This is a genomic window from Streptomyces sp. BYX5S, assembly GCF_054724165.1.
Genome location: NZ_CM138829.1, coordinates 895,124 through 920,219, shown reverse-complemented (window position 1 = coordinate 920,219; position 25,096 = coordinate 895,124). Strand labels below are relative to the sequence as shown.

Below are 25,096 nucleotides of genomic sequence, written 5' to 3'. Positions count from 1 at the left end.
GTAAGCGGATCGTCTCCAGCGTTGACGTGTACGAGCTTCCTGGGCTTCGGCCCTCCACGGATGCCGGTGAGCCGTTTGCCCGTAAGCCGGTTCCCGGGCGGGTGGGAACCGGGGAACCGGGAGCGATTTCCCCTACCGGGGAGGACTTCCACAAGGACGGGAGGAAGGACCCTCCCCCTCCCCTCCCCGCGGCCGCACGACCCGCCACCGCACGACCCGCCACCGCCGAAGCCGAGGTCGCGTGTGATCCGCGCGCCGACGAGAGCGCCCGCATTCTGCGGCGGCTCGGCGTCGTCGACCCTCGGCTGCGGCTCTCCGAGCGGAGCGTGCGGGAGCTGGTGCCCGAGGTGGTGAGGTGGCTCGACCGGGGGGCTTCCGCCGCCGAGATCCTCGACGCCGTGACCGTCGGGCTGCCCGCGAAGGTGTACTCGGCCGCTCGGCTCGTCGGCGACCGGCTCGTACGGAAGCGGCCCGAGCGGAAGCGGGTCTGGCGGCAGGTGCACGAGTGTCCTGAGTGTCGTGATCCGTTGCCCTGGGGGGTGGAGGGGGGCGTGTGCCGTGCGTGTACGGCGACATCGGCCAGTTCGGCGGGGCCCGCCCTCGACCGCTTCGCCGCCGCCCGAGGCTGAGCCGCACCCCGACGGGCCCCGACGAGCCCCAGCAAGCCCCGGCGAGCCCCGACGGGCCCCCGCGAGGCATGAGACCCACATCACATCCGCCCGTGTCACATCTCCGCTCTCCGCTCCGTCACATCTACGTAGCCGCCACCAAGGCACGTAGCACGTACACAACGAGACCGGGAGCACACCATGGAAGCTCGCCTCAACCCCTTCGCCAGCCCGCTCGCCGGGAAGGTCATCAAGCACATCAACTCGGCCGGGAAGGTCGTCGCCGAGTCCGGCGTGCCCGCCGCCACGCAGGAGCTCGTGAAGATCCGGGCGAGCCAGATCAACGGCTGCGGGTTCTGCACCGACATGCACACCAAGGACGCCGCGGCCGCGGGCGAGGACGTGCAGCGGCTGCACCTGGTGGCGGCCTGGCGCGAGGCCACCGTGTTCACCGACGCCGAGCGGGCCGCGCTGGAGCTGACCGAGCAGGGGACGCGGATCGCGGACGCGGCCGGCGGCGTGCCGGACGAGGTGTGGGCGAACGCCGCCAAGCACTACGACGAGGAGCAGCTCCTCGCGCTCGTCGCCCTCATCGGCCTCATCAACCTCTACAACCGCATGAACGTGATGGTGCAGATGCCCGCCGGTTCCTACCAGCCGGGGCAGTTCGCCTGAGACACCCGTACCGCCCGGCGGCCCGGACGCGACCCCCGAGGTCCGCGTCCGGGCCGCCGGGCGTAACCTCACAAAAGAGACACGCCGCACGGCGACCCGAAGACCCCGGAGGTTCACCCCATGGCCCGCGCCCTCCCCACCGCCCCGATAGCCGCCGCCGGACTCGTCGGCGGATACGCCACCGCCCGGTTCACCAAGAAGCGGCAGCTCGGTGGGGCCGTGCTCGCCGTGGCCGGGGCGACCGCCGCGACGCAGTGGACGAAGACGCGGGGCGGGAAGGTCGCCGGGGCGCTGACCGGGGCGTACGTCGCCGCCTTCGCCGGGTCGCACCCGCTGGCCAAGAAGGTCGGGGCCTGGCCCGCCGTCCTCGGCGTCGCCGGTGCCGTGGCCGCCGCGTCGTACGTGCTCGTGGACCGCCGCGCCTAGGAACCGCGGGTGTGCGTGAGTACGTTCACCACCTTGCCCTGCGGGTCCCGTACGAAGAAGCGGCGCACGCCCCACTCCTCGTCCCGCAGGTCGTGGACGATCTCGGCGCCGGCCGCGACCACGGCCGCGTACACCGCGTCCACGTCGGCCACCTCCACGCTCATGTCCGGCACGACCGGCGCCGTCGCGTCGTGCGTGAGGAACTGGACCTGGGCCGTGGGGTCGGACGGGGAGACCATGGTCATGATCCAGCCCATGTGCATGGCCTCGCGGAAGCCGAGCGCGCCGTAGAAGTCGCGGTTCGCCGCCATCGCGTCCGCTCCTGAGACCTCTACGTTCGGCACCGCCCGGCGGATGGGGTGTTCGGCTGCGTCGCTCATGGCCTCATCGTCCCCTGAACGTCGCCCGGTACGCCCCCGGCGACACCCCCAGCAGCGCCTGGAAGTGCTGGCGCAGGGACGTGCCGGAACCGAAGCCGGTCTCCGCCGCGACGCGGTCGACGGTGTGGTCCGTCTGTTCCAGCAACTCCCGTGCCCGGTCGACTCGTTGGCGGTTCAGCCATGTCATGGGCGTGATGCCCGTCTCCTCGCGGAAGCGGCGGTTGTACGTGCGGATGGACATGGCGTCGCGGGCCGCCAGGTCGGCCAGGGTCAGGGGCTCGGCCAGTCTCCCCAGCGCCCAGGCCCGTGAGCGCGCCGTCGACGCCGGTCCGGACGTCGACCCCGGGCCCTCCACCGGTACGGGGCGCTGGATGTACTGCGCCTGGCCGCCGTCCCGGTACGGCGGCACCACCGTGCGGCGCGCCACCTCCGCGGCCACCGCCGAACCGTGGTCCGCACGGATCATGTGCAGGCACAGGTCGATGCCCGCCGCCTCCCCGGCCGAGGTCAGGACCCGGCCCTCGTCGACGTAGAGGACGTCCGCGTCGACCGTCACCGACGGGAACGTGCGCGCGAACGCCTCCGAGGACATCCAGTGCGTCGTCGCCCGGCGGCCCTCCAGCAGGCCCGCCGCCGCCAGCACGAACGAACCCGTGCAGATCGACGCCACCCGGCCCCGGGCGGCCGCCTCCGTGAGTGTCTCCGCCAACTCCGCTTCGAGACCGCCCGGTTGAAGCTTCTCGTCCAGTTCGTGCGACGCCGGGACCAGCACCGTGTCCGCCGCCGCCACCGCCGCCAGGCCGGCTTCCGCGTAGATCGGGAAGTCGGCGTCGGTGCGGATCCGGCCGGGGCGCGGCGCGCACGTCGTCACCTCGTAGAGGCGCTCGCCCGTCGACGGGTCCCGGGCCGTGCCGAACAGCTGGTGGACCAGGCCCAGCTCCATGGGCAGGACACCGTCCCGCACCAGGACCGCCACCCTCGACCTCGCACCTCGATCACGCCGCGCCGTCGTCATGGCCAAATTCTTTCACATCGCGGCCATCTGGCCAGTCGTGCCGACCCGTCCTCGCGGCGCAGGGTCGAGGGCATGGACAGAAAGTGGATCGTCGCCGCCGGTGCCGCGCTCGCCATCGTCGTCGCGGGCAGCTTCAGCACGCTCGCGGGGCTGCTCGTCGGGCCGTTGCACGAGGAGTTGGGGTGGTCGCGGGCGGACATCGGGTTCGGCTCGCTCGTGAACATGGTCGTGTACGGGGCCACCGCCCCGCTCGCCGCCGCCCTCATGGACCGCATCGGGATGCGCCGCGTCGCCACGGCGGCGCTGGGGCTCATCGCCACCGGGACCCTGCTCGCCACCACCATGACCGCGCCCTGGCAGTTCGCCCTCTACTGGGGGGTGTTGGTCGGCGTCGGGACCGGGGCGACCGCCACCACCTTCGCCGCGACCGTCACCGAGCGGTGGTTCGTGGCGCGGCGCGGGCTCGTCGCGGGCATCCTCACGGCGGCCAGCGTGGTGGGGCAGTTCGTGTTCCTGCCGCTGCTGTCGTGGGTGATCGACGAGTGGGGGTGGCGGGCCGCCGCGTACGGGCTCGCCCTCGCCGCCGCGGGCGCGCTGCCGCTCGTGTACGCCACCGTCCGGGATCCGCACGCCACCCCTCGTACGGAGAAGATCCCGCGACCCCACGTCAACTTCCTGCGCAGCGGCGCCTTTTGGCTGCTGGCTGGGACCTTCGCCGTGTGCGGCGCCTCCACCAACGGCGTGATGTGGACCCACTTCGCGCCCGCCGCGCACGACCACGGGATGCCGACGACCGTCGCCGCCTCGCTGCTCTCGCTCATCGGGATCTTCAACGTCGCCGGGACCATCGGCTCCGGGTGGGCGACCGACCGCACGGACCCGCGGCGGCTGCTCGCCGCGTACTACGCGGCGCGCGGGCTCAGCCTCCTCGCGCTGCCGCTGCTGCTGAGCGCGAGCGTGAACCCGCCGCTCGTCGTCTTCACCGTCGCCTTCGGCCTGCTCGACGTCGCCACCGTGCCGCCCACGATCGCCCTGTGCCGCGCCCACTTCGGTGCCTCCGCCCCCGTCGTCTTCGGCTGGGTGAGCGCCGCGCACCAGGTGGGCGCCGGATCGGTGGCGTACGTCGGGGGCGCGGTGCGGGACGTGTTCGGGTCGTACGACCTGATGTGGGTGGGGACGGGTGTGCTGTGCGCGGTCGCGGCGCTGCTCGCGCTCGTCATCGGGCGCGGGGCACCGGGCGCTTCCACGGTGCCCGAGCGATCGGGGCGGCCCGTGCCCGTCTACTCTCCCGATCATGGCTGACTGGACCCTGCGGGCCGCCGCGCCCGAGGACATCGAGACGATCGCCGAGCTGCGCGCCGTCGTGATGCGCCCCGACCTGGAGCGGCTCGGACGGTTCGACGAGCGGCGCGTACGGCAGCGGTTCCGCGACGGCTACGCCCCCGCGCACACCCGGGTGATCGAGGTCGGCGGAGCCTTCGCCGGATGCGTGGCGCTGCGCCCGGACGGCGCCGAGTACTGGCTGGAGCACTTCTACCTCGCCCCGGAACTGCACGGCCGGGGTGTCGGCGGCGCCGTCCTCGGCGCGCTGCTGGAGCGCTGCGACCGGGAGGGCGCCACCGTCCGCCTCGACGTGCTGCGGGGCAGCCGGGCCCGGGGCCTCTACGAACGGCAGGGCTTCGTCGCCTACGACGAGGACCCCGTCGACGTGTTCATGGTGCGCCGCCCGGCCACCGGTCCCCGCTGATCAGACCGCCGCCCCCTGCTTCGGCCCCGCCGCCGACAGCGGCTGCGCGATGTCCTCCAGAGACCGCCGCTCCGCCCGCACCGCGAACACCACCGCGACCAGGCCCGCCAGGCACATCAGCGCGGCGCCGATCTGGAACGCGAGCACCGTGTCGGCGACCTTGCCGGACTCGGTGAGTTTCGCGAACAGCAGCGGGCCGCTGATGCCGCCGGCCGCCGTACCGACCGCGTAGAAGAAGGCGATCGCCATCGCGCGCGTCTCCATCGGGAAGACCTCGGAGACCGTGAGGTACGCGCTGGAGGCACCGGCCGACGCGAAGAACAGCACCACGCACCAGCACGCCGTCAGCGTCGTCGCGGTCAGCGAACCGCGGTCGAACAGCCAGGCCGTGCCGAAGAGGAGGGTCCCGGAGAGCAGGTACGTCGACGAGATCATCACCCGGCGGCCGACCGTGTCGAAGAGCTTGCCGAGCAGCAGCGGGCCCAGGAAGTTGCCGGCCGCGATGACCGCGAAGTAGTAACCGGTGCTGCCCGTCGGCACGTCGAAGAACGTCGTGAGGATCGCGCCGAAGCCGAACGTGATCGCGTTGTAGAGGAACGCCTGCCCGATGAAGAGGGACAGGCCGAGCGTGGTGCGGCGCGGATACTTCGTGAACACCGTGCGCGCGATCGTGCCGAAGCCGATGCTCTTGCGCTGGTGGATGGTGATCTCCCCGGCGGGCGGCGGGAGTTCGGCGCCGCCGCGTTCCGCGCGCACCTGTTCCTCCACGCCCGCCACGAGCGATTCGGCCTCCTCCGCCCGGCCGTGGATGAACAGCCAGCGGGGGCTCTCGGGAACGTTGCGCCGTACGAGCAGGATGACCAGGCCGAGGACGACGCCGAGGGCGAAGGTGAGCCGCCAGCCGACGTTCATCGCGAACAGGTCCGTGTCGAGCGCGACGATCGACAGCAGCGAGCCGCCGATCGCGCCGAGCCAGAAGCTGCCGTTGATGATCAGGTCGACGCGGCCGCGGAAGTTCGACGGGATCAGCTCGTCGATGGCCGAGTTGATGGCCGCGTACTCGCCGCCGATGCCGAAGCCGGTGAGGAAGCGGAAGAGGAAGAACCACCAGGAGGAGAACGACACCGCGGTGAGGGCCGTCGCCGCGAGGTAGACCGCCAGGGTGATGAGGAAGAGCTTCTTGCGGCCGAAACGGTCGGTCAGCCAGCCGAAGAACAGCGCGCCGGAGCAGGCGCCCGCCACGTACAGGGCGGCGGCGGTACCGGTGACCTGCGCGGACGAGATCGGCAGGCCGCTGCCGGACTCGGAGAGGCGGCCGGCGATGTTGCCGACGACCGTGACCTCCAGGCCGTCGAGGATCCATACGGTGCCGAGGCCGACGACGACCATCCAGTGCCAGCGGGACCAGGGGAGGCGGTCGAGGCGGGCGGGGACGGCGGTGGTGACGGTGGCGCCGCCGGTTCGGTGGTGCTCGGGGTGCGGTGCGGGCATTGACCCTCCTCGTTGAGGGGTGGGTCGTCCGAGTCCCCCGCCGAGCAGGGGTTACGCCCGCGGGGCTCCGCCCCGGACCCCGCTCCTCAAACGCCGGAGGGGCTGGATTGGGGAGCAGGGGTTACGCCTGCGGGGCTCCGCCCCGGACCCCGCTCCTCAAACGCCGGAGGGGCTGATATGGCTCGCCGGAGGGGCTGAAGTGGCGCGGGCTACGCGCCGAAAGCCTGCGAGACCGTGTAGATGACCAGGCCCGCCAGGGAACCCACCACCGTGCCGTTGATCCGGATGAACTGGAGGTCGCGGCCGATGTGGGCCTCGATCTTGCGAGTCGTGTGCTCGGCGTCCCAGCCCGCGACCGTGTCCGTGATCAGCGACGTGATCTCCGCGCGGTACGTCGTCACCACGTACACCGCGGCGCCCTCCACCCAGCCGTCGACCTTCGCGCGCACGTCCGGCTGCGTCGACATGCGGTGGCCGAGCGAGAGCAGGGACGCCCGGACCCGCAGCCGCAGCTCGCTCTGCTCGTCCTCGGCCGCCGCGACGATCATCCCGCGGACCGCGGACCAGGCGGAGGCGATGATGTCCTGCACCTCGGACCGGCCGAGGACCTCCGACTTCAGGCGCTCGACGCGGGCCCGGGTGTCGGAGTCGGACTGGAGGTCGGAGGCGAAGTCCACCAGGAAGCGGTCGAGGGCGCCGCGCGCCGGGTGCTCGGGCACGTCGCGCATCTCCGTGACGAAGCGCAGCAGCTCCTTGTAGACGCGCTCGCCGACCCGCTTGTCGACGAACCGCGGCGTCCAGCCGGGGGCGCCGCCCTGCACCGCGTCCATCACGTGGTCGGAGTGGAGCACCAGCCAGTCGTGGGCGCGGGCGCACACGAGGTCCACGATCCGCTTGTGCCCGCCGTCCGCGACGACCTTGTCGAGCATCTTGCCGAGGCCCGGCGCGATCTCCGCGTTGTCCGCCCGGCGCGTGATCGCCTCGCCGACGATGGCCTGCACGTCGGAGTCGCGCAGCACGGTCAGGGCGCCCCGCAGCGCCGTCGCCAGCTCCGCCGTCACCCGATCGGCGTGCTCGGGCATCGCGAGCCACGAACCGAGGCGGCTGGCGATGCCGACGGAGCGCAGCCGCTCCCGTACGACGTCGCCGGAGAGGAAGTTCTCGCCGACGAACTCGCCGAGCGAGACACCCAGCTGGTCCTTCTTCGTGGGGATGATCGCCGTGTGCGGAATCCGCAGACCCAGGGGGTGGCGGAAGAGGGCCGTGACCGCGAACCAGTCGGCGAGCGCGCCCACCATGCCCGCCTCGGCCGCCGCCGCGACATAGCCGGCCCAGGCGCCCGCGCCCGCGTGCTCGGCCCAGGTGGCCAGTACGTAGACGATCGCGACGAGGACCAGCAGCCCGGTCGCCGTCAGCTTCATCCGGCGCACGCCGCGGCGCTTCTCCTCGTCGGCCGCGGTGAACTCGTTGGCGAACCGGCGGGCGGGGGCGGGGCGGGATTGGCCCGGTGCCGTACGGGCAGACTGCCTGGTGCCCGCTTCCTCCGCTTTGTCAGGTACGTTCGTCGCCGTGCTCGACGCCCCGCGCGTCCCCCCGACCCCGCGCGCCTCCGGTGTCACATCGCCGTCCACTCAGCCCACTCCGCATCCGTCATCGGCCCGGCCCTCGCCTGTCACCGAACCCGGCTCCCACCGGCCTCGCCCGCCACTGTCATTCGCCTCACACATTGTCTCTTCCTGACCTACTCCCGGAACGAACCAAAGGTTCCCGGCGTCTACCTGTCCGGAGGGGGGCAGTGTCGGCCCCCTCGTTTGACGGTCCCATCCCATGCCGCATCATGGGTTCATCACACCGGAGCCTCGGGCTCCCCCTGCTCGAGGAGACAAACACCGCATGACCAAGCGTCACGGTTATGCCTTGTTGACCGCGCTCGTCGCGGTCGTCGTGATGATCTCGGCCGCCATCTACGTCGGATTCTCCGGAGTCCTCGGCGGCGACGACGACAACGTACAGGCAGGCGGCGCGCACCCGCGCGGATCCGCCGCACCGGCCTCCACCGGCACGTGGGCCGGCACCTGGTCCGCCTCCCCCGCCGGCGGAGAGCCCGGCACGGAGACGAACGGCTTCTACGGCCACTCCATCCGCAACATCGTGCACACCAGCGTCGGCGGCAACGCCGCGCGCATCACCCTCTCCAATCTGTACGGCCAGTCGCCGCTGCGCATCACGCACGCCTCCATCGCCGTGGCCTCGGCACCCAACAACCCGACGGCGCTGTCCGACACGATGCGGCGCCTGACGTTCAACGGAAACCCCTCGGTCGTCATCCAGCCCGGCCAGCAGACCGTCAGCGACGCCCTGCGGATCACCGTGCCCAGCGACTCGGACATGCTGGTCACGACGTACTCGCCGACGCCCTCCGGTCCGGTCACGTACCACCCGCAGGCCCGCCAGATGTCGTACGTCGCGCGGGGCGACCGCACCGAGGACCCCAGCGGCACGCTCTACAACCAGCAGAGCCCGTACTGGCGCTATCTGACCGCGCTCGACGTGCTCAGCAACGAGGCGCAGGGCAGCGTCGTCGTCGTCGGCGACTCCCTCACGGACGGCATCACCTCCACGATGGGCGCCAACCGCCGTTGGACGGACGTCCTCGCGGAGCGGCTGCGCACGGAGTCGGGTGCCCCGCGCTACGGCGTCGTGAACCAGGGCATCAGCGGAAACCGGATACTGGCCGACGGCTTCGGCCGCCCCGCCAACAACCCGAGCGGCCTCTCCCGCTTCGAGCGGGACGCGCTCGGCCGTGCCGGGGTCCGCGCCGTGATCATCGACCTCGGCATCAACGACATACTGCGCACCCCGCAGCAGACGGACGCCTCGAAGATCGTCGCCGGACTCCAGAAGATGGTCCAGCAGGCGCACGGGCGCGGCCTGCGGGTGGTCGGGGCGACGCTCATGCCGTTCCAGGGCCACCCCGGCTACCGCACGGACCTGGAGGCGGTCCGCCAGTCCGTGAACCAGCAGATCCGCGCCGGCAAGGTCTTCGACAGCTACGTCGACTTCGACCGCGCCCTGCGCGACCCCTACAACCCCCGCCGCCTCCTCGACCAGTACGACTCCGGCGACCACCTCCACCCCAGCGACGCGGGCTACCGCAAGATGGCGGAGTCCTTGGACCTTTCCGCGCTGCGGGGGTCGTCGGGGGCGGAGCTGTAGCGGGGACCGGTCCGGCGGGAGACCTGCCGCGTGCAGGCGGTGCCGGATTTGTCGGACGGAACCCGGGATAAGCGCGGGATACGCGAAAGGGCACCCCTAGTGGGTGCCCTTTCCTTGCGTGTGGTGCGGCTGGTGGGACTCGAACCCACACAGGATTTCTCCCAGACGCCCCTAAAACGCCCGCCGATACCGATTTGGCTACAGCCGCATCAAAGCGGGCATGATGCCCGCTCTCATTGTTGCGTGGGGCCAGTGTACGGCGGGTGCTTGCGCCCGGGGGAGCCGGAGGCCGCCCTGTCGTCAGGACGGCCCCGCGGGCGGCTCCAAGTCCTGGTCTGCGCGTGACAGGTGGGGCACAAGTACCGCAAGTTCCCAGCCCGGTTGTCGAGCCTGTCGCCACTGATGTGGTCGATCTCCAGCACCAGCCGTTTCCCCTGCCACTGTTCACCGAGCCCGCACTCGGCGCACGCGCGCACGACCCCCACCTCGTCGAGCGCCCGGCGCAGTAGCGCCGTCTTGGTACGCCGGGAGTCCGCCGGACGGCGGACAAGGATTTCCTGGGCTGATTTGCGCGCCGATGAGGGGACGCCGCCGTAGTGCCCCTGTCCCGTGAAGTGCTCGGTCGAGAGCCCGTACTCGTCGATGCTCCGGCACGCCTTTGCACGGGCAGCCCCGTGGAACGGTGGTAGCCCCAGGCGACGCATCAGGTCTGCCAGGCCACGGGACGCGGCGACGGCTCGCGTGATTTCCTCCTCGGGGAAGAGACCGCCGCCGATGCCCGATCGCGGTGACGCGAAATGACTGGTGTCGATGCCGAACAGTTTGAGTCTGCGCTTCACATGCTCGTACGGACCGTCTTCTGGCGGGATGCCCATCAGGAGGAACATCCCGCGGATGCTGGTAGAGCGCGCCGCCGCTTCGGCTAGAACTTCCTTGGAGTACGACCGCTTCGGCCGCTCAGGCAGGGGTTCGTCTTGGAAGTGAGACGTGTCAATGCCGTAGTGGGCGAGCCGCATGCGCAGATATCGCCGTGGCTTGCTGCCCAGAGGAGCGTGGACGCGGCGCATGAGATCAACCAGGCTGGAGGAGGCCGCAGCGGTCTCCTCCAAGAGCTTTCGCGGGTACTTGCTCATGACGACCGCCGCTTCCGGCCTCGATAAGTGTCCGTCACTGCATGGCAGTTCGGGCACACAAGGCGCAGGTTGTCCGGGCGGTTGTCCCACCATTCACCGCTGACGTGATCGACCTCCAGCGGGATCGGCATCTCGCGCCACTCCGCGTGTCCGCACATAGCGCACCTGTCCGGGACCCCGAGCCGTAGCAGCTCGCGACGGAGACGCGATCCCGGGACGCGGCCGTCATCCGGAGACCGCAGGGTCAGCGGATTTCCCAGCGAGCCCTTGGGGCGGGACTCGACACGAGCGAAGTGCGAGGTGTCGATGCCGAGTGCCGTGATCCGGCGACCGATGTGAGCGTGGTTGCCGCCGACGTTACTGATGCCCAGGCGGCGCACCACGTCCTTGACGCTGCGCGCCTTCGCAACGGCAGTTCGCAATTCCTCATCCGTATGCCTCGTCCATTGACGAGGGAAGTGCGACGTGTCGATTGCCGCCTCGCGCATCTTCTGGCGCAGGTAGCGGCGGCTGCCCGCCGTTGGCTCGCCCCCGCAGAACCGCACCGCCTCGTCCCACGACCCCGCGCTCCGCGCCGCCGATTCCAGCAGTTCCCGTGTGTACCGCCGCCCCGCCATCCCCGCCCTCCCTCTTCGACCGCGCGTTCGCGGTCTCGCACAGGACAACGAAACGAAAATCGGACCGTCACGCACGAAATGCGGAACGGTCCGATCCGGTGTGGGCGGGCCCTCTGGGGGTTGTGGCCCGCCCACGTAGAGCAGGGGGTCGGGTCAGAACTTCGGGGTCGGGGCCTGGGATTCGACCAGCTCGGCGGCTTCCTCGTCCGTTTCCACCGAGGGTGGGGAGCCGGCGAGAGGCTTCTGGGCGGTTTCCTTCATGCAGGCCACCGCGATGACGCCGACGAGGGCCGCGGCCATCGAGTAGTAGGCGGGCATCATGTCGGAGCCGGTCAGGCCGATCAGGGACGTGATGACCAGGGGGGTCGTGCCGCCGAAGATCGAGGCCGAGAGGTTGTAGCCGACCGAGAGGGAGCCGTAGCGGACCTGGGTCGGGAAGAGGGCCGGGAGCGCCGCCGACATGGTGCCGAGGAGGCAGACCAGGGAGAGGCCGAGCATCAGCATGCCGAGCGAGACCGCCCACAGGGCGCCGTTCTTGACCAGGAGGAAGGACGGGACCGAGAGGACGAAGAAGCCGATCATGCCGGCCATGAGGAGCGGCTTGCGGCCGAAGTGGTCGGAGAGCTTGCCGACCTGGTTGATCAGGCACATGAGGATGATCATGGTGACGATCAGGATGAGCAGGCCGTGCGTCTCCGAGTAGCCCATCTCGTCCGACAGGTACGTCGGCATGTACGACAGGAGCATGTAGTCGGTGATGTTGTACGCGCCGACGAGGCAGATGCACAGGATCAGGGTCGGCCAGTAGTCGCGGAAGATCTTCGCGAGGTCGCCCTTGGCGGTCGTCTCGACCGAGGAGGCGGCGTCGGTCGCGCGGTGCGAGGACTCGTCCTCCAGCTTCTGGAAGGCCGGGGTCTCGTCGAGGCGGAGTCGCAGGTACAGACCGACCAGGCCGATGGGGCCCGCCACCAGGAACGGGATGCGCCAGCCCCAGGACTCCATGCCGTCGCTGCCGAGCCACGCGGTGAGGATCGTGACGAGGCCCGCCGCGCCGACGTAACCGGCGAGCGTGCCGAACTCCAGGAAGCTGCCGAAGAAGCCGCGCTTCTTGTCGGGGGCGTACTCGGCGATGAAGGTCGAGGCGCCGCCGTACTCACCGCCGGTGGAGAAGCCCTGCACGAGGCGGAAGACGATGAGGAGCACCGGCGCCCAGAAGCCGATCGTCGCGTACGACGGGATCAGACCGATCGCGAAGGTGCCGACGGCCATGAGGATCATCGTCAGCGCGAGGACCTTCTTGCGGCCGACCTTGTCGCCCATCGGGCCGAAGACCATGCCGCCGATCGGGCGTACGAGGAACGAGACCGCGAAGGTCGCGAACGACGAGATCAGCTGGACCGTGTCGTTCCCGGACGGGAAGAACACGTGGCCAATGGTGACGGCCAGGTAGGAGTAGATGCCGAAGTCGAACCACTCCATGGCGTTGCCGAGCGACGCCGCCTTGACCGCCCGCTTCACTGCCGCTTCGTCCGTGACGGTGATGTCGGTACGGCGCAGTGGCGGGTTCTTCCGCCGCCTGACGGCGCGGAAGAGGGCGCGGTGACGCTTGACCGCCTCCGGGTCGGGCACCAGCCCTTCCTCGGTGTCGGTGGCCATGGGGTGGTTCCCTTCTCTGACTGCAAAGCTTTTCCAGGCTCCACCTGCTCAGTGCTGACAGTTGCAAACGAAAGTCCCCGGCCTTCGGGACTTTCGTCACAACCTTTCGCCCTTAACTTCCGCCAATGACCGAACTTTCGCACCCCGAGTCGCTCAAGCGGGTGCGGGGATTCTCAGATGCCGAGATCCTTGATGATCTTCGCCACGTGGCCGGTGGCCTTCACGTTGTAGAGGGCGCGCTCGACCTTTCCGTCCTCGTCGACGACGACGGTGGAGCGGATCACTCCGGTGACGACCTTGCCGTAGAGCTTCTTCTCGCCGAAGGCACCGTAGGCCTCCAGAACCTTCTTCTCCGGGTCCCCCACCAGCGTGACCTTCAGGTTCTCCTTCTCGCGGAACTTGGCGAGCTTCTCCGGCTTGTCGGGCGACACGCCGATGACGTCGTAGCCGGCCTCGGCGAGCACGTCGAGGTTGTCGGTGAAGTCGCAGGCCTGCTTGGTGCAGCCGGGGGTAAGCGCTGCCGGGTAGAAGTAGACGATCGTCTTACGGCCCTTGTGGTCGGCGAGGGAGACCTCGTTGCCGTCGGCGTCGGGCAGGGTGAAGGCGGGCGCGGTGTCGCCGGGCTGAAGTCGCTCGCTCATGGGGGCCTCCTGGGGCGTCGTGACAAGTGGACTCGGTTGAGCGTACTGACGTCGCCGTCCGGTGTGCCGACGGAGCATCTTGGGCTGCTTTGCCCGGCCGGGGGTACGGGGGTTGTCCCCCGGATGAGAGCAGCATGGGGGTGCCGGGGGGTGGGGCGGGCGGTGAACTGACAGACTGTCCATTACTCATACGCAGTGAGAGCAGCGACCTTGGAGGCAGCGCGGTGTCGCACATGTCCAGCACGCCGGATACCCCGGATACGCGAACCCCGGCTCAGATCGAGGCGGACATCAAGCGCCGCCGCGACACCCTGGCCGAGACGCTCGACGAGATCGGCATCCGGGTGCACCCGAAGACGATCGTGGGCGACGCGAAGGCGAAGGTGGCCTCGCAGGTCGACCACACCCTCGGGCGGGCATACGTCGGGGCGAACCGGCTGGTCTCCGAGGTGAAGGGGCAGTTCGTCTCGGAGGAGGGCGCGCCGCGCCTGGAGCGGATCGTGCCGGTCACGATCGTCCTGGTGGGTGTCGTGGGGCTGCTCACGGTGGGCTCGCGGCGCCGTAAGCGCTGACCCGGCGGCGTACAACGGGGCGTGGGGCAGGTAAGTTCGTCGGCGTGAGCCCCCATTCCGATAAGCACAGCACCCACGACGACAAGTTGCCCATCCGGATGCTGCACGACCGTGTGCTCGTGCGGCAGGACACCTCGGAGGGTGAGCGGCGCAGTGGTGGCGGCATCCTGATCCCCGCGACGGCCGCCGTGGGCAAGCGTCTCGCCTGGGCGGAGGTCGTCGCCGTCGGGCAGAACGTGCGGGCGGTGGAGCCGGGCGACCGGGTGCTGTTCGACCCGGAGGACCGGGCGGAGGTCGAGGTGCGGGGCGTGGCCTACGTGCTGATGCGGGAGCGGGATCTGCACGCCGTGGCGGCCGACCGTTTCGAGGGCTCCGAGGACTCGACGGGCCTGTACCTGTAGCCGTTCCCCCGTGTACCGAGAAGGTAGCGAGAAGGAACCGAGAAGGGCTGGTGACCATCGTCACCAGCCCTTTTTATGTGCTCTTTGCTACCTTGGAGGCACCCGACGAGACGCGCCGTACCGGGCTGAGCTGTACTTCGCAAAGACGACGCACCCCTGTTGAGAACCACTGACGGAGGTGCCAGTCATGGCCTGGATCCTGATCGTGATCGCCGGACTTCTCGAGGTCGCCTGGTCGATCGGCATGAAGTACACCGAGGGCTTCACCCGGCTGTGGCCGAGCGTGTTCACCGGCGCGGGGATCGTCGCGAGCATGGTGCTGCTGTCCTACGCCGCCAAGTCCCTGCCCATCGGCACCGCGTACGGCGTGTGGGTGGGCATCGGCGCCGCGGGGGCGGCGATCGTGGGCATGGTGGCGCTGGGCGAGCCGGCGTCGGCGGCGCGGATCGGGTTCATCGCGCTGCTGCTCGTGGCGATCGTGGGGCTGAAGATGACCTCCGGTCATTGAGCGGCGGCCCCGGGCCGACGACGGCCTCGGGTCATTGGATGTCGGGCAGCGGGTTCAGGCCGTCGCCGCCGTCCTGACCGCCGTCCTGCCCGCCGTCCTGGCCCCCGGTCTGGCCGCCGTCCTGTCCCCCGTCCTGGCCTCCGGTGCCGGGTTCCTCGGTCGTCGGTTCCTCTTCGGTGGGCTCCTCGGTGGGCGTCTCGTCGCCGGGGGTCTCGGAGGCGGTGTCCGAGGGGGTGTCGGAGGCCGTGTCCGAGGGGGACGCGGTCTCCGTCTCCGATCCGGTCGCCGAGGTCGAGGGCAGGGGTTCCTGCTGGGCGCCGTCCTGGAGTTCCAGGTCGAAGTCGTTCGCCGGGGTGCCGGAGAGGGCCGCCCGGGTGAACTGGGCCCAGATCTGCGCCGGGTATCCGCCGCCGTTGATCCGCTGGAGGCCCGTCGCCCCGTACAGCGGGGTCTGCGTACCGGATTCGGGGTCCTGGCCCATCACGGAGACGACGGTCGCGAGGTCCGGGGTGTAGCCGGCGAACCAGGCGGCCTTGTCCTCCTCCGCGGTGCCGGTCTTGCCGGCGGCGGGGCGGCCCGCGGCCTGGGCGGCGGTGCCGGTGCCGCCGTCGACGACCGACTTGAGGATCGAGGTGGTGGTGTCGGCGGCCTCGCGCGGGACGGCCTGCCGGGTCTCCTTCTCGGGCAGCGTGACCTTCTCGCCGTTCCTGGAGATCGATTCGACGAGCGTGTACGTGCCGTGCTCGCCGTGGTTGGCGAGCGTCGCGTAGGCCTCGGTCATGTCGAGCACGGAGGCGGTGGACGGGCCGAGCGCGATCGACGGGGAGGCGTTCAGGTCCGGGGTGCTCTCGGGGATGCCGAGATCGAGGGCGGTCTGCTTGACCTTGTCGGAGCCGACGTCGACGGCCATCTGCGCGTACACGGCGTTCACGGACTTGTCGGTGGCGGTGGAGACGGTGATGTTGCCGTAGGAGCGGTCGTCCTCGTTGGCAGGGGCGTAGTTGCCGCCGTCCCAGCCCTGGACGGGGCGCTTGTTGGTGCCGTCGTAGATGGTGCTGGGGGTGATGCGGCGGCCGTCCTGGGTGGTCGAGTCGTTCTCGACGGCGGACGTGAACACGAACGGCTTGAACGTGGAGCCGACCTGGTAGTCGCGGCGCGTGGCGTTGTTGACGTACTGCTTGACGTAGTCGACGCCGCCGTACATGGCGCGGACCTTGCCGTTGGAGGGGTCGATGGCGGCGCCGCCCGCGCGGACGTTCTTGTCGATGTCGCGGGCGTCCTTGTCGAGCTTCGACATCAGCTGGTCGTCGACGGCCTTCTTGAAGGCGTCCTGCTTCTTCTTCTGGAGCGTGGTGGTGATGCGGTAGCCGCCGCCCGCGAGGGTGTCCTCGTCGAGGATCTTGTTGTCGGTGATGTAGTCCTTCACGGCCTGCACGATGTAGCCGCGCTGTCCGGAGAGCCCGGAGGGCGCCTTGGCCGCGTCGGGCGCCGGGAACGTCATGGTGTCGCGGTCGGACCGGTCGAGCCAGTCCTCCTTGACCATGCCGTCGAGCACGTAGTTCCAGCGGGCGGTGGCCGCCGCCTTGTTCTCGGGGTGGGCGGCGACGTCGTACGCGCTGGGGGCGTTGACGAGGGCGGCGAGGTAGGCGCCCTCGGCGGTCGACAGGTCCTCGACGTCCTTGCCGTAGTAGGCCTGGGCGGCGGCCTGGATGCCGTACGCGTTGCGCCCGAAGTAGCTGGTGTTGAGGTAGCCCTCCAGGATGTCGTCCTTGGACTTCTCGCGGTCCAGCTTGATGGAGATGAAGAACTCCTTCACCTTCCGGGTGACGGTCTGCTCCTGGCCCAGGTAGTAGTTCTTCACGTACTGCTGGGTGATCGTGGAGCCGGACTGCTTGCCCTTGCCGGTGACGGTGTACCAGGCGGCGCGCAGCATGGCTTGCGGATCGACGGCGGACTCGGAGTAGAAGTCGCGGTCCTCGGCTGCGAGCACGGCGTGCTGCACCGGCTTGGGGATCTGCGTGAGGCTCACGTTCTCCCGGTTGACCTCGCCGTCGCGGGCGATCTGGCTGCCGTCCGCGTACAGGTAGACGTTGCTCTGCGCGGTGGCGGCCGAGTTGGCGGCGGGGATGTCCACGAGGAAGTAGCCGAGCGCGAACAGGCCGACGCACAGCAGGATGAAGCCGATGAAGCCGCCGAGCACCATCCGCCAGGTGGGCACGAGGCGTCGCCAGCCCGTGCGCTTGGGACGCCTGCCCTTGCCCTTCGCCCCGGTGGCGGCCGCGGTGGAGGTGTCACCGGGCGTGCTCGCGTCCTCGGGGCCTTCGGGCGTCTCGCCGTGCGGCTCGTCGCTGTTCATGTCCTGTGGAACTCCTGATCCGCGTCGTACGTCACGTACGTCTCGTATGACACATAAGACATCCAAGACTGCTACACCGCACGGAAAATTCGTGGCAGGCGACGCGGGGGCTCACTAGGCTCGTGCGCTTGGGCCTGTTGCGCGAGGGGGACGTGTGGGAGCAGTGCGGCTGTACGCGGCCGTCGCCGCCGGGGGGTTTCGGCGGTACGCGACGTACCGCGGCGCGACCCTCGCCGGAGTCTTCACGAACACGGTGTTCGGCCTGATCATCGCGTGTACGTACATCGCGCTGTGGGACGAGCGGCCGCGGCTCGGCGGGTACGACCAGGCGCAGGCGCTCACGTTCGTGTGGGTGGGGCAGGCGATGTTCGCGGTGATGGTGCTTCAGATGGGGGGCGGTTTCGAGGCCGACCTCATGGAGCGGATCCGCAGCGGGGACATCGCCATCGATCTGTACCGGCCGGTGGATCTTCAGTTGTGGTGGCTGGCGCAGGACCTCGGGCGGGCCGCCTTCCAGTTCCTCGGGCGCGGGGTCGTGCCGATGACGGTGGGGGCGCTGGTCTTCGAACTGGCGCTGCCGGCGGATCCGTTGAGGTGGCTGGCGTTCCTGCTGACGCTGGTCGGCGGGGCGGCGGTGAGCTTCGCGCTGCGCTATCTGGTGTCGCTGTCCGCGTTCTGGCTGATGGACGGCAGCGGGGTCGTGCAGATGGCGGGCCTGGTGTCGACGTTCCTGTCGGGGATGCTGCTGCCGCTGAACGTGTTCCCGGGCGCCTTCGGTGAGTTCGCCCGCGCGCTGCCCTGGTCGGCGCTGGTGCAGGTGCCGGCGGACGTGCTGCTCGGTGAGCGGGGCGCGGCCAGTGCGCTGCTGTTCCAGGCGGCGTGGGCGGTGGTGCTGCTGGGCGCGGGGCGGCTGGTGCAGTCCGTCGCGACGCGGAGGGTGGTGGTGCAGGGTGGCTGAGCGGGGCACGGCGCTGGGCGCGGGGCTGCGGACGTACCGGCTGGTCGGCGGGGCGTGGATCCGGTCGACGATGACGTACCGGGCGTCGTTCCTGATGACGGCGTTCGGGAACTTCGCGGTGACGGGTCTGGAGTTCGTCGGGATCCTGCTGATGTTCTCGCAGGTGGACCGGCTGGGCGGGTACGGGCTCGGGGAGATCGCGTTCCTGTACGGGGCGGCGGGTACGTCGTTCGGCCTCGCGGACCTCGCGTTCGGTTCGGTGGGGCGGCTCGGGCAGCGGGTGCGGGACGGCACGCTCGACACGTTCCTGGTGCGGCCCGCGCCGGTGCTGGCGCAGGTCGCGGCGGACCGGTTCGCGCTGCGCAGGCTGGGGCGGGTGATCCAGGGCGTGGTGGTGCTGGTGTACGGCCTGGCGGCGATCGACGTGGCGTGGACGCCGCTGAAGGTGCTGCTCGTCCCGGCCCTGGTGGTGAGCGGCGGCGCCATCTTCACGGCCGTGTTCATCGCGGGCGCGGCCTTCCAGATCGTGGCGCAGGACGCCTCCGAGGTGCAGAACGCGGCGACGTTCGGCGGCAACGCGATGCTCAGCTATCCGCCCACCGTCTTCGGCGACACGCTGCTGCGCGGCGTCACCTTCGTCCTGCCGCTGGCCTTCGTGAACTGGCTGCCCGGCCTGTACATCCTGGGCCGCCCCTATCCGCTCGACCTGCCGCGGTGGGTGGCGTTCGCGCCGCCGCTGGTGGCGGTGGTGTGTCTGGCCGTCGCGCTGTTCGCGTGGCGGGCGGCGCTTCGCACGTATCGCAGCACAGGGAGCTGAGTCGGCATGACCTTCGCGGGTGAGGACTTCATCCAGCTGGACGGCGTCGAGAAGGTCTTCGACGTACGGCGCAAGACCGGATTCATGCGGCGGGAGCGGCGAGAGGTGCGGGCCGTGGACTCGCTGAGCTTCTCGGTGCGGCGCGGCGAGATGGTCGGCTACATCGGGCCGAACGGGGCGGGGAAGTCGACGACGATCAAGATGCTGACGGGCATCCTGACGCCGAGCGCGGGCCGCCTGCGCGTCGCGGGCATCGACCCGTCGCGGGAGCGGGCGCGCCTGGCGAGCCGGATGGGCGTGGTCTTCGGCCAGCGGACGACGCTGTGGTGGGACCTGCCGCTGATCGACTCGTACCGTCTGATGCGCCGCATGTACCGCATCGAGGAGCGGCGCTACGAGGAGAATCTGGCCCGCTGCGTCGAACTCCTCGAACTGGGGGACCTGTTGGACGCTCCGGTGCGTCAGCTGTCGCTCGGGCAGCGGATGCGCGGGGACATCGCGGCGGCGCTGCTGCACGACCCGGAGGTGCTGTACCTGGACGAGCCGACGATCGGCCTGGACGTGGTGTCGAAGGTCAAAGTGCGGGAATTCCTCCGGGACTTGAACCGGGACCGCGGCACGACGGTCCTCCTGACGACCCACGACCTGACCGACATCGAGCAGCTGTGCAGCCGGGTGATGGTCATCGACCACGGGCGGCTGGTGTACGACGGCGGGCTGGAGGGTCTGCACGAGGCGGGTGGCGGGGGCGCGGCCGAGCGCACGCTGGTCGTGGACCTCGAACGTGAACTGCCGCCGCTGGACGTGGAGTCGGCGCGGGTGGTGAAGGTGGAGGGGGCGCGGCAGTGGCTGGCGTTCCCGGCGGGGCAGTCGGCGGCGCCGCTCGTGGCGCGGATCGCGGAGCGGTATCCGATGGTCGACCTGTCGGTGCGCGAGCCGGACATCGAGGCGGTCATCGCGCGGATGTATGCGAGGGACACATCCGTAGCGCCGTCGGACCGATCCTCCGTACGCTGACTGACATGACGGACGAATCCGGTCTCCCGAAGCCCTCCTCCGGCTCCCACCCCGAACTGCGCGCCTCCGATGCCGACCGCGAGCTGGTCGCCGAGCGGTTGCGGGACGCGCTCGCGGAGGGGCGGCTCGACATGGAGGAGTTCGGCGAGCGGCTGGACGCGGCGTACCAGGCGCGTACGTACGGTGAGCTGGAGCCGCTGACGAAGGACCTGCCGGTCGGGTCGGGCGGCGCGCCGGGGCCGGTGAGCTTCGTGAAGGAGCCGCTGCCCGAGGGGGCGGTCGACTGGCCGTCGCGGATCCGGGGCGAGGCGACGTCCACGTGGGGCGTCGGGATCATGTCGGGGTTCCAGCGCAAGGGGCGGTGGACGGCGCCGCGTCGGTTCAACTGTTTCGCGTTCTGGGGTGGCGGTGAGATCGACCTGCGCGAGGCGGACTTCGAGGCGCGGGAGATCGTGATCAACTGTGTGGCCCTCATGGGCGGGATGAACGTCGTCGTGCCGCCCGGGGTGGAGGTCGTGGTGCGCGGCATCGGCATCATGGGCGGCTTCGACCACAGTGAGGAGGGCGTCCCGGGCGAGGTGGGCGCGCCGCGCGTGGTGATCACCGGTTTCGCCTTCTGGGGCGGGGTCGGTGTGGAACGCAAGGTGACGCGGGCGGAGAGGCGCCGCCTGAAGGAGGCCAGGCGGCGGGATCGCTTGGAGCGCGGCGACGGTTGAGCTCCGCTCGGGCCGGGGCGGGGATCAGGTCGGCCGAAGAGCGCGTCGACCCCGCGGGGCTCCGCCCCGGACCCCGCTGCTCAATCGCCGCAGGGGCTTGATTGTGCCCGGTCCGCCGCCAATTGAGCCCCCGCCGTCGATTGAGGCGCGGGGCCGTAACGTCGGTGCCGCCAATCAAGCCTCGCCGGCGATTGAGGCGCGGGGTCCGGGGCAGAGCCCCGAGGCCGTAACGTCGGTGCCGCCAATCAAGCCCCGCCGGCGATTGAGGCGCGGGGTCCGGGGCGGAGCTCCGGGGGCGTAACGCCGGGGGCGCGGCCCCGGGACGGTCAGCCCAGAAGGTCCCGCACCGCAGGTACCAGCGCCCGGAACGCCTGCCCCCGATGGGAGATCGCGTTCTTCTCCGCCGCCGAAAGCTCCGCCGCCGTCCGCCCCTCCCCCTCCACCTCGAGAATCGGGTCGTACCCGAACCCGCCCGACCCCGCCGGCGCATGCCTCAGCACACCCCGCATCCGCCCCTCCACCACCCGCTCCGTCCCGTCCGGCAGCGCCAGCGCCGCCGCGCACGCGAAGTGGGCCCCCCGGTGCACGTCGTCGTCGATGTCGGAGAGCTGCGCCAGCAACAGGTCGAGGTTCGCCTGGTCGTCGCCGTGCTTGCCGGCCCAGCGGGCCGAGAAGATGCCGGGCGCCCCGCCGAGCACGTCGACGCAGAGACCGGAGTCGTCGGCGACGGCGGGCAGGCCGGTGGCCCGGGCGAGGGCGTGGGCCTTGAGGAGGGCGTTCTCGGCGAAGGTGACGCCGGTTTCGCGCACGTCCGGCACCTCGGGGTACGCGTCGGCGCCGACCAGCTCGTGGGGCAGGCCGGCGTCGGCGAGGATGGAGCGCAGTTCGACGATCTTGCCGTTGTTACGGGTGGCGAGAATGAGGCGGGTCATGCCTCCAGTATCCAGCCACCCGGGCCCGCGGCCGCGGTCGGACCCCAGGACACCTAGGACGTGCAGACCTTCGTCAGCTCGCCCGCCGCGTCCGTGACGGGGGTGACGTCGGGTGTGCCGTCGCCGTTGTTGACCGACGTACGGACGTTGTCCACGGCCTTGTTGAGGTCGTCGACCGCCTTGGAGACGTCCGTGTTGTCGGTCTTGGCGCCGATGTCGTCGAGGTTCTTGTCGATCCGGTCGAGCGCCTCGTCGGCCTGCGTCGGGTCGTTGGACGCGTTCTCCACGGCCTGCTGGAGGTCGGTCACGCTGTCGGCGATGGAGTCGGCGGTGCGGGCACAGTCGAGTGCCTTGTCGACGGCCGAGCAGCCGACGGTGGCCGGAATCGCGACGAGTGCCGCGGTGGCGGCCAGTAGGGCGATACGGCGGTGACGCGCGGGCATGGAACGGTCCTCCCCTGAAGTACGGACGGGCGGACGGCCGTTGGTGTCGTAGGCCGTCCATCCACCCGTAGTGACGCAGCCGTCGGCTGTCCGGTTGCTGTGCGCCACCACACTACTTGGGGTTTTCTTTACCTTACGAAAGCGTCTCCTCCAGCGCCTTGCGCTGGATCGCCGCCAGTTCGTCGCAGCCCGAAACGGCCAGGTCCAGCAGGGCGTTGAGCTCGTCGCGGGCGAAGGGCTCGGCCTCGGCGGTGCCCTGGACCTCGACGAAGCGGCCGTCGCCGGTGCAGACGACGTTCATGTCGGTGTCGGCGCGCACGTCCTCCTCGTAGGGGAGGTCGAGCATCGGGACGCCGTCGATGATGCCGACGGAGACGGCGGCGACGGAGCCGGTGAGCGGCTTGCGGCCGGCCTTGACGATCTTCTTGCCCTGGGCCCACGCCACCGCGTCGGCCAGCGCCACGTAGGCGCCGGTGATGGCGGCCGTGCGCGTACCGCCGTCGGCCTGGAGGACGTCGCAGTCGAGGACGATCGTGTTCTCGCCGAGCGCCTTGGTGTCGACGACGGCGCGCAGCGAGCGGCCGATGAGACGGCTGATCTCGTGGGTGCGGCCACCGATCTTGCCGCGCACGGACTCGCGGTCGCCGCGGGTGTTCGTGGAGCGCGGCAGCATCGAGTACTCGGCGGTGACCCAGCCCTCTCCGCTGCCCTTGCGCCAGCGCGGGACGCCCTCGGTGAAGGAGGCGGTGCAGAAGACCTTGGTGTCGCCGAAGGAGACGAGGACGGAGCCTTCGGCGTGCTTGCTCCAGCCGCGTTCGATGGTGATCGGGCGGAGCTGGTCGGGGGTGCGGCCGTCGATGCGAGACATAGGGAGGAGCGTATCGGGTACGGCGAAGGCCCCGTCCACGCGTACGCGGACGGGGCCTTCGCGGGCGACCTTCAGCAGGTCACATCATGTCCTCGATGTCGGCGGCGATCGGGTCGGCGTCGGTGCCGATGACGACCTGGATCGCGGTGCCCATCTTCACGACGCCGTGGGCGCCGGCGGCCTTCAGGGCGGCTTCGTCGACCAGGGCCGGGTCGACGACCTCGGTGCGCAGGCGGGTGATGCAGCCCTCGACCTCTTCGATGTTGTCGAGCCCGCCGAGGCCGGCGACGATCTTCTCAGCCTTCGTGGCCATTTCGTTCTCCCTGTGTTCTCCGGGCCCGCCTCTGGGCCGCTTTGTCACGGTAACCCACGGTTGGCCCATCTTCGCGAGCGGTGAACCCACCTGTGCCGAAAGATGACGAGCACGGACCGACCCGTCCCCGCAACTGGTCTACACCAGTAGCCAGAGTATCTGACGCCCGCCAAACGTGGCTTGTTCCGGGAGGACGCCCATGAGCGCCAATGCTGCCGCCGCGCCCCGACCGAGTCCCTGGAGCAATTTCTTCCAGGGACTCCAGAAGATGGGGCGCAGTCTGCAGCTGCCCATCGCCGTCCTTCCCGCCGCCGGCATCGTCAACCGGCTCGGCCAGCCCGACGTCTTCGGCGACGACGGCCTCGGCTGGACGAACGTCGCGAAGGTCTTCGCGGGCGCGGGCGGCGCGCTGCTCGACGCCGACCTCGGTCTGCCGCTGCTGTTCTGCATCGGCGTCGCGATCGGCATGGCGAAGAAGGCCGACGGTTCGACGGCGCTCGCGGCCGTGGCGGGCTTCCTCGTCTACCGCGGGGTGCTGCACCAGTTCCCGGTGGACTGCCCGGACGGCTCGAAGACGGTGGCGACGGGCTGTCTCGCGGACGGGGCCGTGACCGCCTCGACGTTCCAGAACCCCGGCGTGTTCGGCGGCATCATCATGGGGTTCCTGGCCTCGTTCTTCTGGGTCCGCTACCACCGCACCAAGCTGGTGTCGTGGCTCGGCTTCTTCAACGGCCGCCGGCTCGTCCCGATCATCATGGCCTTCGTCGGCATCGTCTTCGCGGCGCTGTGCCTGTGGATCTGGCCGCCGGTCGGTGACGGTCTGGAGAGCTTCTCCAACTGGCTGGAGAGTCTGGGCGCCGTGGGCTCCGGCATCTTCGGCGTCGCCAACCGCGCGCTGCTGGTGATCGGTCTGCACCAGTTCCTCAACGTGCCGCTGTGGTTCCAGTTCGGCTCGTACACGAAGCCGGACGGCACGACGGTGCACGGCGACATCAACATGTTCCTCAGCGGCGACCCGACGGCGGGCATCTACCAGTCGGGCTTCTTCCCGATCATGATGTTCGCGCTCCCCGCGGCCTGCCTGGCGATCGTGCACTGCGCGCGGCCGGAGCGGCGCAAGGTGGTCGGCGGCATGATGCTGTCGCTGGCGCTGACCTCGTTCGTCACGGGCATCACCGAGCCCATCGAGTACTCCTTCGTCTTCATCGCCCCGGCGCTGTACGCGGTGCACGCGCTGCTGACCGGTGTCTCGATGGCGGTGACGTGGGGGCTGGGCGTCAAGGACGGGTTCAGTTTCTCGGCCGGTCTGATCGACTATCTGATCAACTGGAACCTGGCCACCAAGCCATGGATGATCATTCCGATCGGCCTGTGCTTCGCCGTCGTCTATTACGTGGTCTTCCGCTTCGCCATTACGAAGTGGGATATCAAGACGCCGGGTCGCGAGCCCGAGGAAGAGGTCGAGGACATCACCAAGGCATAACGCTTTCGACTCCCTCGGGAGTCTCGGCACAAGGGCCCCCGGACCTCTCGGTCCGGGGGCCCTTCGCGCGCTGGAATCAAGGGTTCCTTATCCCGCCTTCACCGTGC

The 25,096-nt window shown here is 70.2% G+C and carries 26 protein-coding genes, 1 tRNA gene and 1 riboswitch; of the genes, 13 read left to right on the top strand and 14 right to left on the bottom strand.

Features of this window, described 5'->3' with window-relative positions; genetic code table 11:
• The first annotated feature begins 809 nt into the window (after nt 1-809).
• Together ACYBSK_RS04140 and ACYBSK_RS04135 are read left to right on the top strand one after the other, a co-directional pair.
• On the top strand, nt 810-1,283 hold the full coding sequence (locus ACYBSK_RS04140) for a carboxymuconolactone decarboxylase family protein (RefSeq protein ID WP_460245197.1): 474 nt from the start codon (nt 810-812) through the stop codon (nt 1,281-1,283).
• A gap of 120 nt (nt 1,284-1,403) precedes the next feature.
• The gene (locus tag ACYBSK_RS04135) at nt 1,404-1,709 is read left to right on the top strand and encodes a hypothetical protein (protein ID WP_457475448.1); all 306 of its coding nucleotides are present in this window, start codon (nt 1,404-1,406) and stop codon (nt 1,707-1,709) included.
• Here ACYBSK_RS04135 and ACYBSK_RS04130 read toward each other — a convergent pair.
• Together ACYBSK_RS04130 and ACYBSK_RS04125 are read right to left on the bottom strand one after the other, a co-directional pair.
• Nucleotides 1,706-2,089, bottom strand: a complete 384-nt coding sequence (locus tag ACYBSK_RS04130; RefSeq protein WP_457475447.1) for a VOC family protein — start codon at nt 2,087-2,089, stop codon at nt 1,706-1,708. The genes ACYBSK_RS04135 and ACYBSK_RS04130 overlap by 4 nt on opposite strands.
• A gap of 4 nt (nt 2,090-2,093) precedes the next feature.
• Entirely contained in the window at nt 2,094-3,104 is a 1,011-nt protein-coding gene (locus ACYBSK_RS04125; protein ID WP_460245196.1) for a GlxA family transcriptional regulator, read from the bottom strand.
• A gap of 72 nt (nt 3,105-3,176) precedes the next feature.
• Here ACYBSK_RS04125 and ACYBSK_RS04120 point away from each other — a divergent pair, with 72 nt between their 5' ends.
• Nucleotides 3,177-4,406, top strand: coding sequence for an MFS transporter (locus tag ACYBSK_RS04120; RefSeq protein ID WP_460245195.1), 1,230 nt, complete (start codon nt 3,177-3,179; stop codon nt 4,404-4,406).
• A complete protein-coding gene (locus tag ACYBSK_RS04115; protein ID WP_460245194.1) occupies nt 4,399-4,851 on the top strand; it encodes a GNAT family N-acetyltransferase in 453 nt (150 codons plus the stop codon). The genes ACYBSK_RS04120 and ACYBSK_RS04115 overlap by 8 nt, the downstream gene beginning before the upstream one ends.
• Here ACYBSK_RS04115 and ACYBSK_RS04110 read toward each other — a convergent pair whose 3' ends face one another.
• Both ACYBSK_RS04110 and ACYBSK_RS04105 read right to left on the bottom strand, forming a co-directional pair.
• Entirely contained in the window at nt 4,852-6,342 is a 1,491-nt protein-coding gene (locus ACYBSK_RS04110; RefSeq protein ID WP_460245193.1) for an MFS transporter, read from the bottom strand.
• Between the two features lie 209 nt (nt 6,343-6,551).
• Nucleotides 6,552-7,763: a DUF445 domain-containing protein gene (locus ACYBSK_RS04105; protein ID WP_460246957.1), complete on the bottom strand. Its 1,212-nt coding sequence runs from the start codon at nt 7,761-7,763 to the stop codon at nt 6,552-6,554.
• Between the two features lie 472 nt (nt 7,764-8,235).
• Here ACYBSK_RS04105 and ACYBSK_RS04100 point away from each other — a divergent pair, with 472 nt between their 5' ends.
• Nucleotides 8,236-9,558, top strand: coding sequence for an SGNH/GDSL hydrolase family protein (locus tag ACYBSK_RS04100; RefSeq protein WP_457475442.1), 1,323 nt, complete (start codon nt 8,236-8,238; stop codon nt 9,556-9,558).
• A 121-nt stretch (nt 9,559-9,679) separates the two neighbouring features.
• Here ACYBSK_RS04100 and ACYBSK_RS04095 read toward each other — a convergent pair.
• From ACYBSK_RS04095 to bcp, 5 genes are all read right to left on the bottom strand, one after another.
• A tRNA-Leu gene (locus ACYBSK_RS04095) sits at nt 9,680-9,766 on the bottom strand.
• Between the two features lie 25 nt (nt 9,767-9,791).
• Entirely contained in the window at nt 9,792-10,691 is a 900-nt protein-coding gene (locus ACYBSK_RS04090; RefSeq protein ID WP_457475441.1) for an HNH endonuclease, read from the bottom strand.
• On the bottom strand, nt 10,688-11,308 hold the full coding sequence (locus ACYBSK_RS04085) for an HNH endonuclease (protein ID WP_460245192.1): 621 nt from the start codon (nt 11,306-11,308) through the stop codon (nt 10,688-10,690). The genes ACYBSK_RS04090 and ACYBSK_RS04085 overlap by 4 nt, the downstream gene beginning before the upstream one ends.
• A 153-nt stretch (nt 11,309-11,461) precedes the next feature.
• The gene (proP, locus tag ACYBSK_RS04080; protein ID WP_457475439.1) at nt 11,462-12,964 is read right to left on the bottom strand and encodes a glycine betaine/L-proline transporter ProP; all 1,503 of its coding nucleotides are present in this window, start codon (nt 12,962-12,964) and stop codon (nt 11,462-11,464) included.
• Nucleotides 12,965-13,137: 173 nt separating this feature from the next.
• Nucleotides 13,138-13,605, bottom strand: a complete 468-nt coding sequence (bcp, locus tag ACYBSK_RS04075) for a thioredoxin-dependent thiol peroxidase (protein ID WP_327663139.1) — start codon at nt 13,603-13,605, stop codon at nt 13,138-13,140.
• 233 nt (nt 13,606-13,838) lie between these two features.
• On the opposite strand from bcp, the gene ACYBSK_RS04070 reads away from it, so the two are divergent.
• From ACYBSK_RS04070 to sugE, 3 genes are all read left to right on the top strand, one after another.
• Nucleotides 13,839-14,177: a DUF3618 domain-containing protein gene (locus tag ACYBSK_RS04070; RefSeq protein WP_457475438.1), complete on the top strand. Its 339-nt coding sequence runs from the start codon at nt 13,839-13,841 to the stop codon at nt 14,175-14,177.
• Nucleotides 14,178-14,275: 98 nt separating this feature from the next.
• Nucleotides 14,276-14,578, top strand: coding sequence for a GroES family chaperonin (locus ACYBSK_RS04065; protein WP_326015685.1), 303 nt, complete (start codon nt 14,276-14,278; stop codon nt 14,576-14,578).
• Nucleotides 14,579-14,659: 81 nt separating this feature from the next.
• Nucleotides 14,660-14,733: riboswitch (guanidine-III (ykkC-III) riboswitch) on the top strand.
• A 32-nt stretch (nt 14,734-14,765) separates the two neighbouring features.
• Complete coding sequence (gene sugE / locus ACYBSK_RS04060; protein ID WP_457475437.1) at nt 14,766-15,086, top strand: quaternary ammonium compound efflux SMR transporter SugE; 321 nt, start codon at nt 14,766-14,768, stop codon at nt 15,084-15,086.
• 31 nt (nt 15,087-15,117) lie between these two features.
• On the opposite strand, the gene ACYBSK_RS04055 is transcribed toward sugE, so the two are convergent.
• Nucleotides 15,118-17,442 carry a transglycosylase domain-containing protein gene (locus tag ACYBSK_RS04055; protein WP_460245191.1) on the bottom strand — a complete coding sequence of 775 codons (2,325 nt, stop codon included), beginning with the start codon at nt 17,440-17,442 and terminating at the stop codon, nt 15,118-15,120.
• Between the two features lie 163 nt (nt 17,443-17,605).
• Between ACYBSK_RS04055 and ACYBSK_RS04050 the strand changes: the two genes are divergently transcribed.
• From ACYBSK_RS04050 to ACYBSK_RS04035, 4 genes are all read left to right on the top strand, one after another.
• Nucleotides 17,606-18,400 (top strand): ABC transporter permease, encoded by a 795-nt coding sequence (locus tag ACYBSK_RS04050; protein WP_460246956.1) that lies wholly within the window; start codon nt 17,606-17,608, stop codon nt 18,398-18,400.
• Nucleotides 18,401-18,470: 70 nt separating this feature from the next.
• Nucleotides 18,471-19,217, top strand: a complete 747-nt coding sequence (locus ACYBSK_RS04045; protein ID WP_460246955.1) for an ABC transporter permease — start codon at nt 18,471-18,473, stop codon at nt 19,215-19,217.
• Nucleotides 19,218-19,223: 6 nt separating this feature from the next.
• Complete coding sequence (locus tag ACYBSK_RS04040) at nt 19,224-20,234, top strand: ABC transporter ATP-binding protein (RefSeq protein ID WP_460245190.1); 1,011 nt, start codon at nt 19,224-19,226, stop codon at nt 20,232-20,234.
• 5 nt (nt 20,235-20,239) lie between these two features.
• Complete coding sequence (locus ACYBSK_RS04035) at nt 20,240-20,950, top strand: DUF1707 SHOCT-like domain-containing protein (protein ID WP_460245189.1); 711 nt, start codon at nt 20,240-20,242, stop codon at nt 20,948-20,950.
• A gap of 326 nt (nt 20,951-21,276) precedes the next feature.
• Here the strand turns inward: ACYBSK_RS04035 and rdgB are convergent, their stop codons facing one another.
• The 4 genes from rdgB to ACYBSK_RS04015 form a co-directional block, all read right to left on the bottom strand.
• The gene (rdgB, locus tag ACYBSK_RS04030; RefSeq protein WP_460245188.1) at nt 21,277-21,882 is read right to left on the bottom strand and encodes an RdgB/HAM1 family non-canonical purine NTP pyrophosphatase; all 606 of its coding nucleotides are present in this window, start codon (nt 21,880-21,882) and stop codon (nt 21,277-21,279) included.
• Nucleotides 21,883-21,935: 53 nt separating this feature from the next.
• The gene (locus ACYBSK_RS04025) at nt 21,936-22,325 is read right to left on the bottom strand and encodes a hypothetical protein (protein WP_457475432.1); all 390 of its coding nucleotides are present in this window, start codon (nt 22,323-22,325) and stop codon (nt 21,936-21,938) included.
• A gap of 133 nt (nt 22,326-22,458) precedes the next feature.
• Nucleotides 22,459-23,193: a ribonuclease PH gene (rph, locus tag ACYBSK_RS04020; RefSeq protein ID WP_457475431.1), complete on the bottom strand. Its 735-nt coding sequence runs from the start codon at nt 23,191-23,193 to the stop codon at nt 22,459-22,461.
• 79 nt (nt 23,194-23,272) lie between these two features.
• Nucleotides 23,273-23,506, bottom strand: coding sequence for a PTS glucose/sucrose transporter subunit IIB (locus ACYBSK_RS04015; RefSeq protein ID WP_356376300.1), 234 nt, complete (start codon nt 23,504-23,506; stop codon nt 23,273-23,275).
• 268 nt (nt 23,507-23,774) lie between these two features.
• Between ACYBSK_RS04015 and ACYBSK_RS04010 the strand changes: the two genes are divergently transcribed.
• Nucleotides 23,775-24,989 carry a PTS transporter subunit EIIC gene (locus ACYBSK_RS04010; protein WP_457475430.1) on the top strand — a complete coding sequence of 405 codons (1,215 nt, stop codon included), beginning with the start codon at nt 23,775-23,777 and terminating at the stop codon, nt 24,987-24,989.
• Nucleotides 24,990-25,096: the final 107 nt, after the last annotated feature.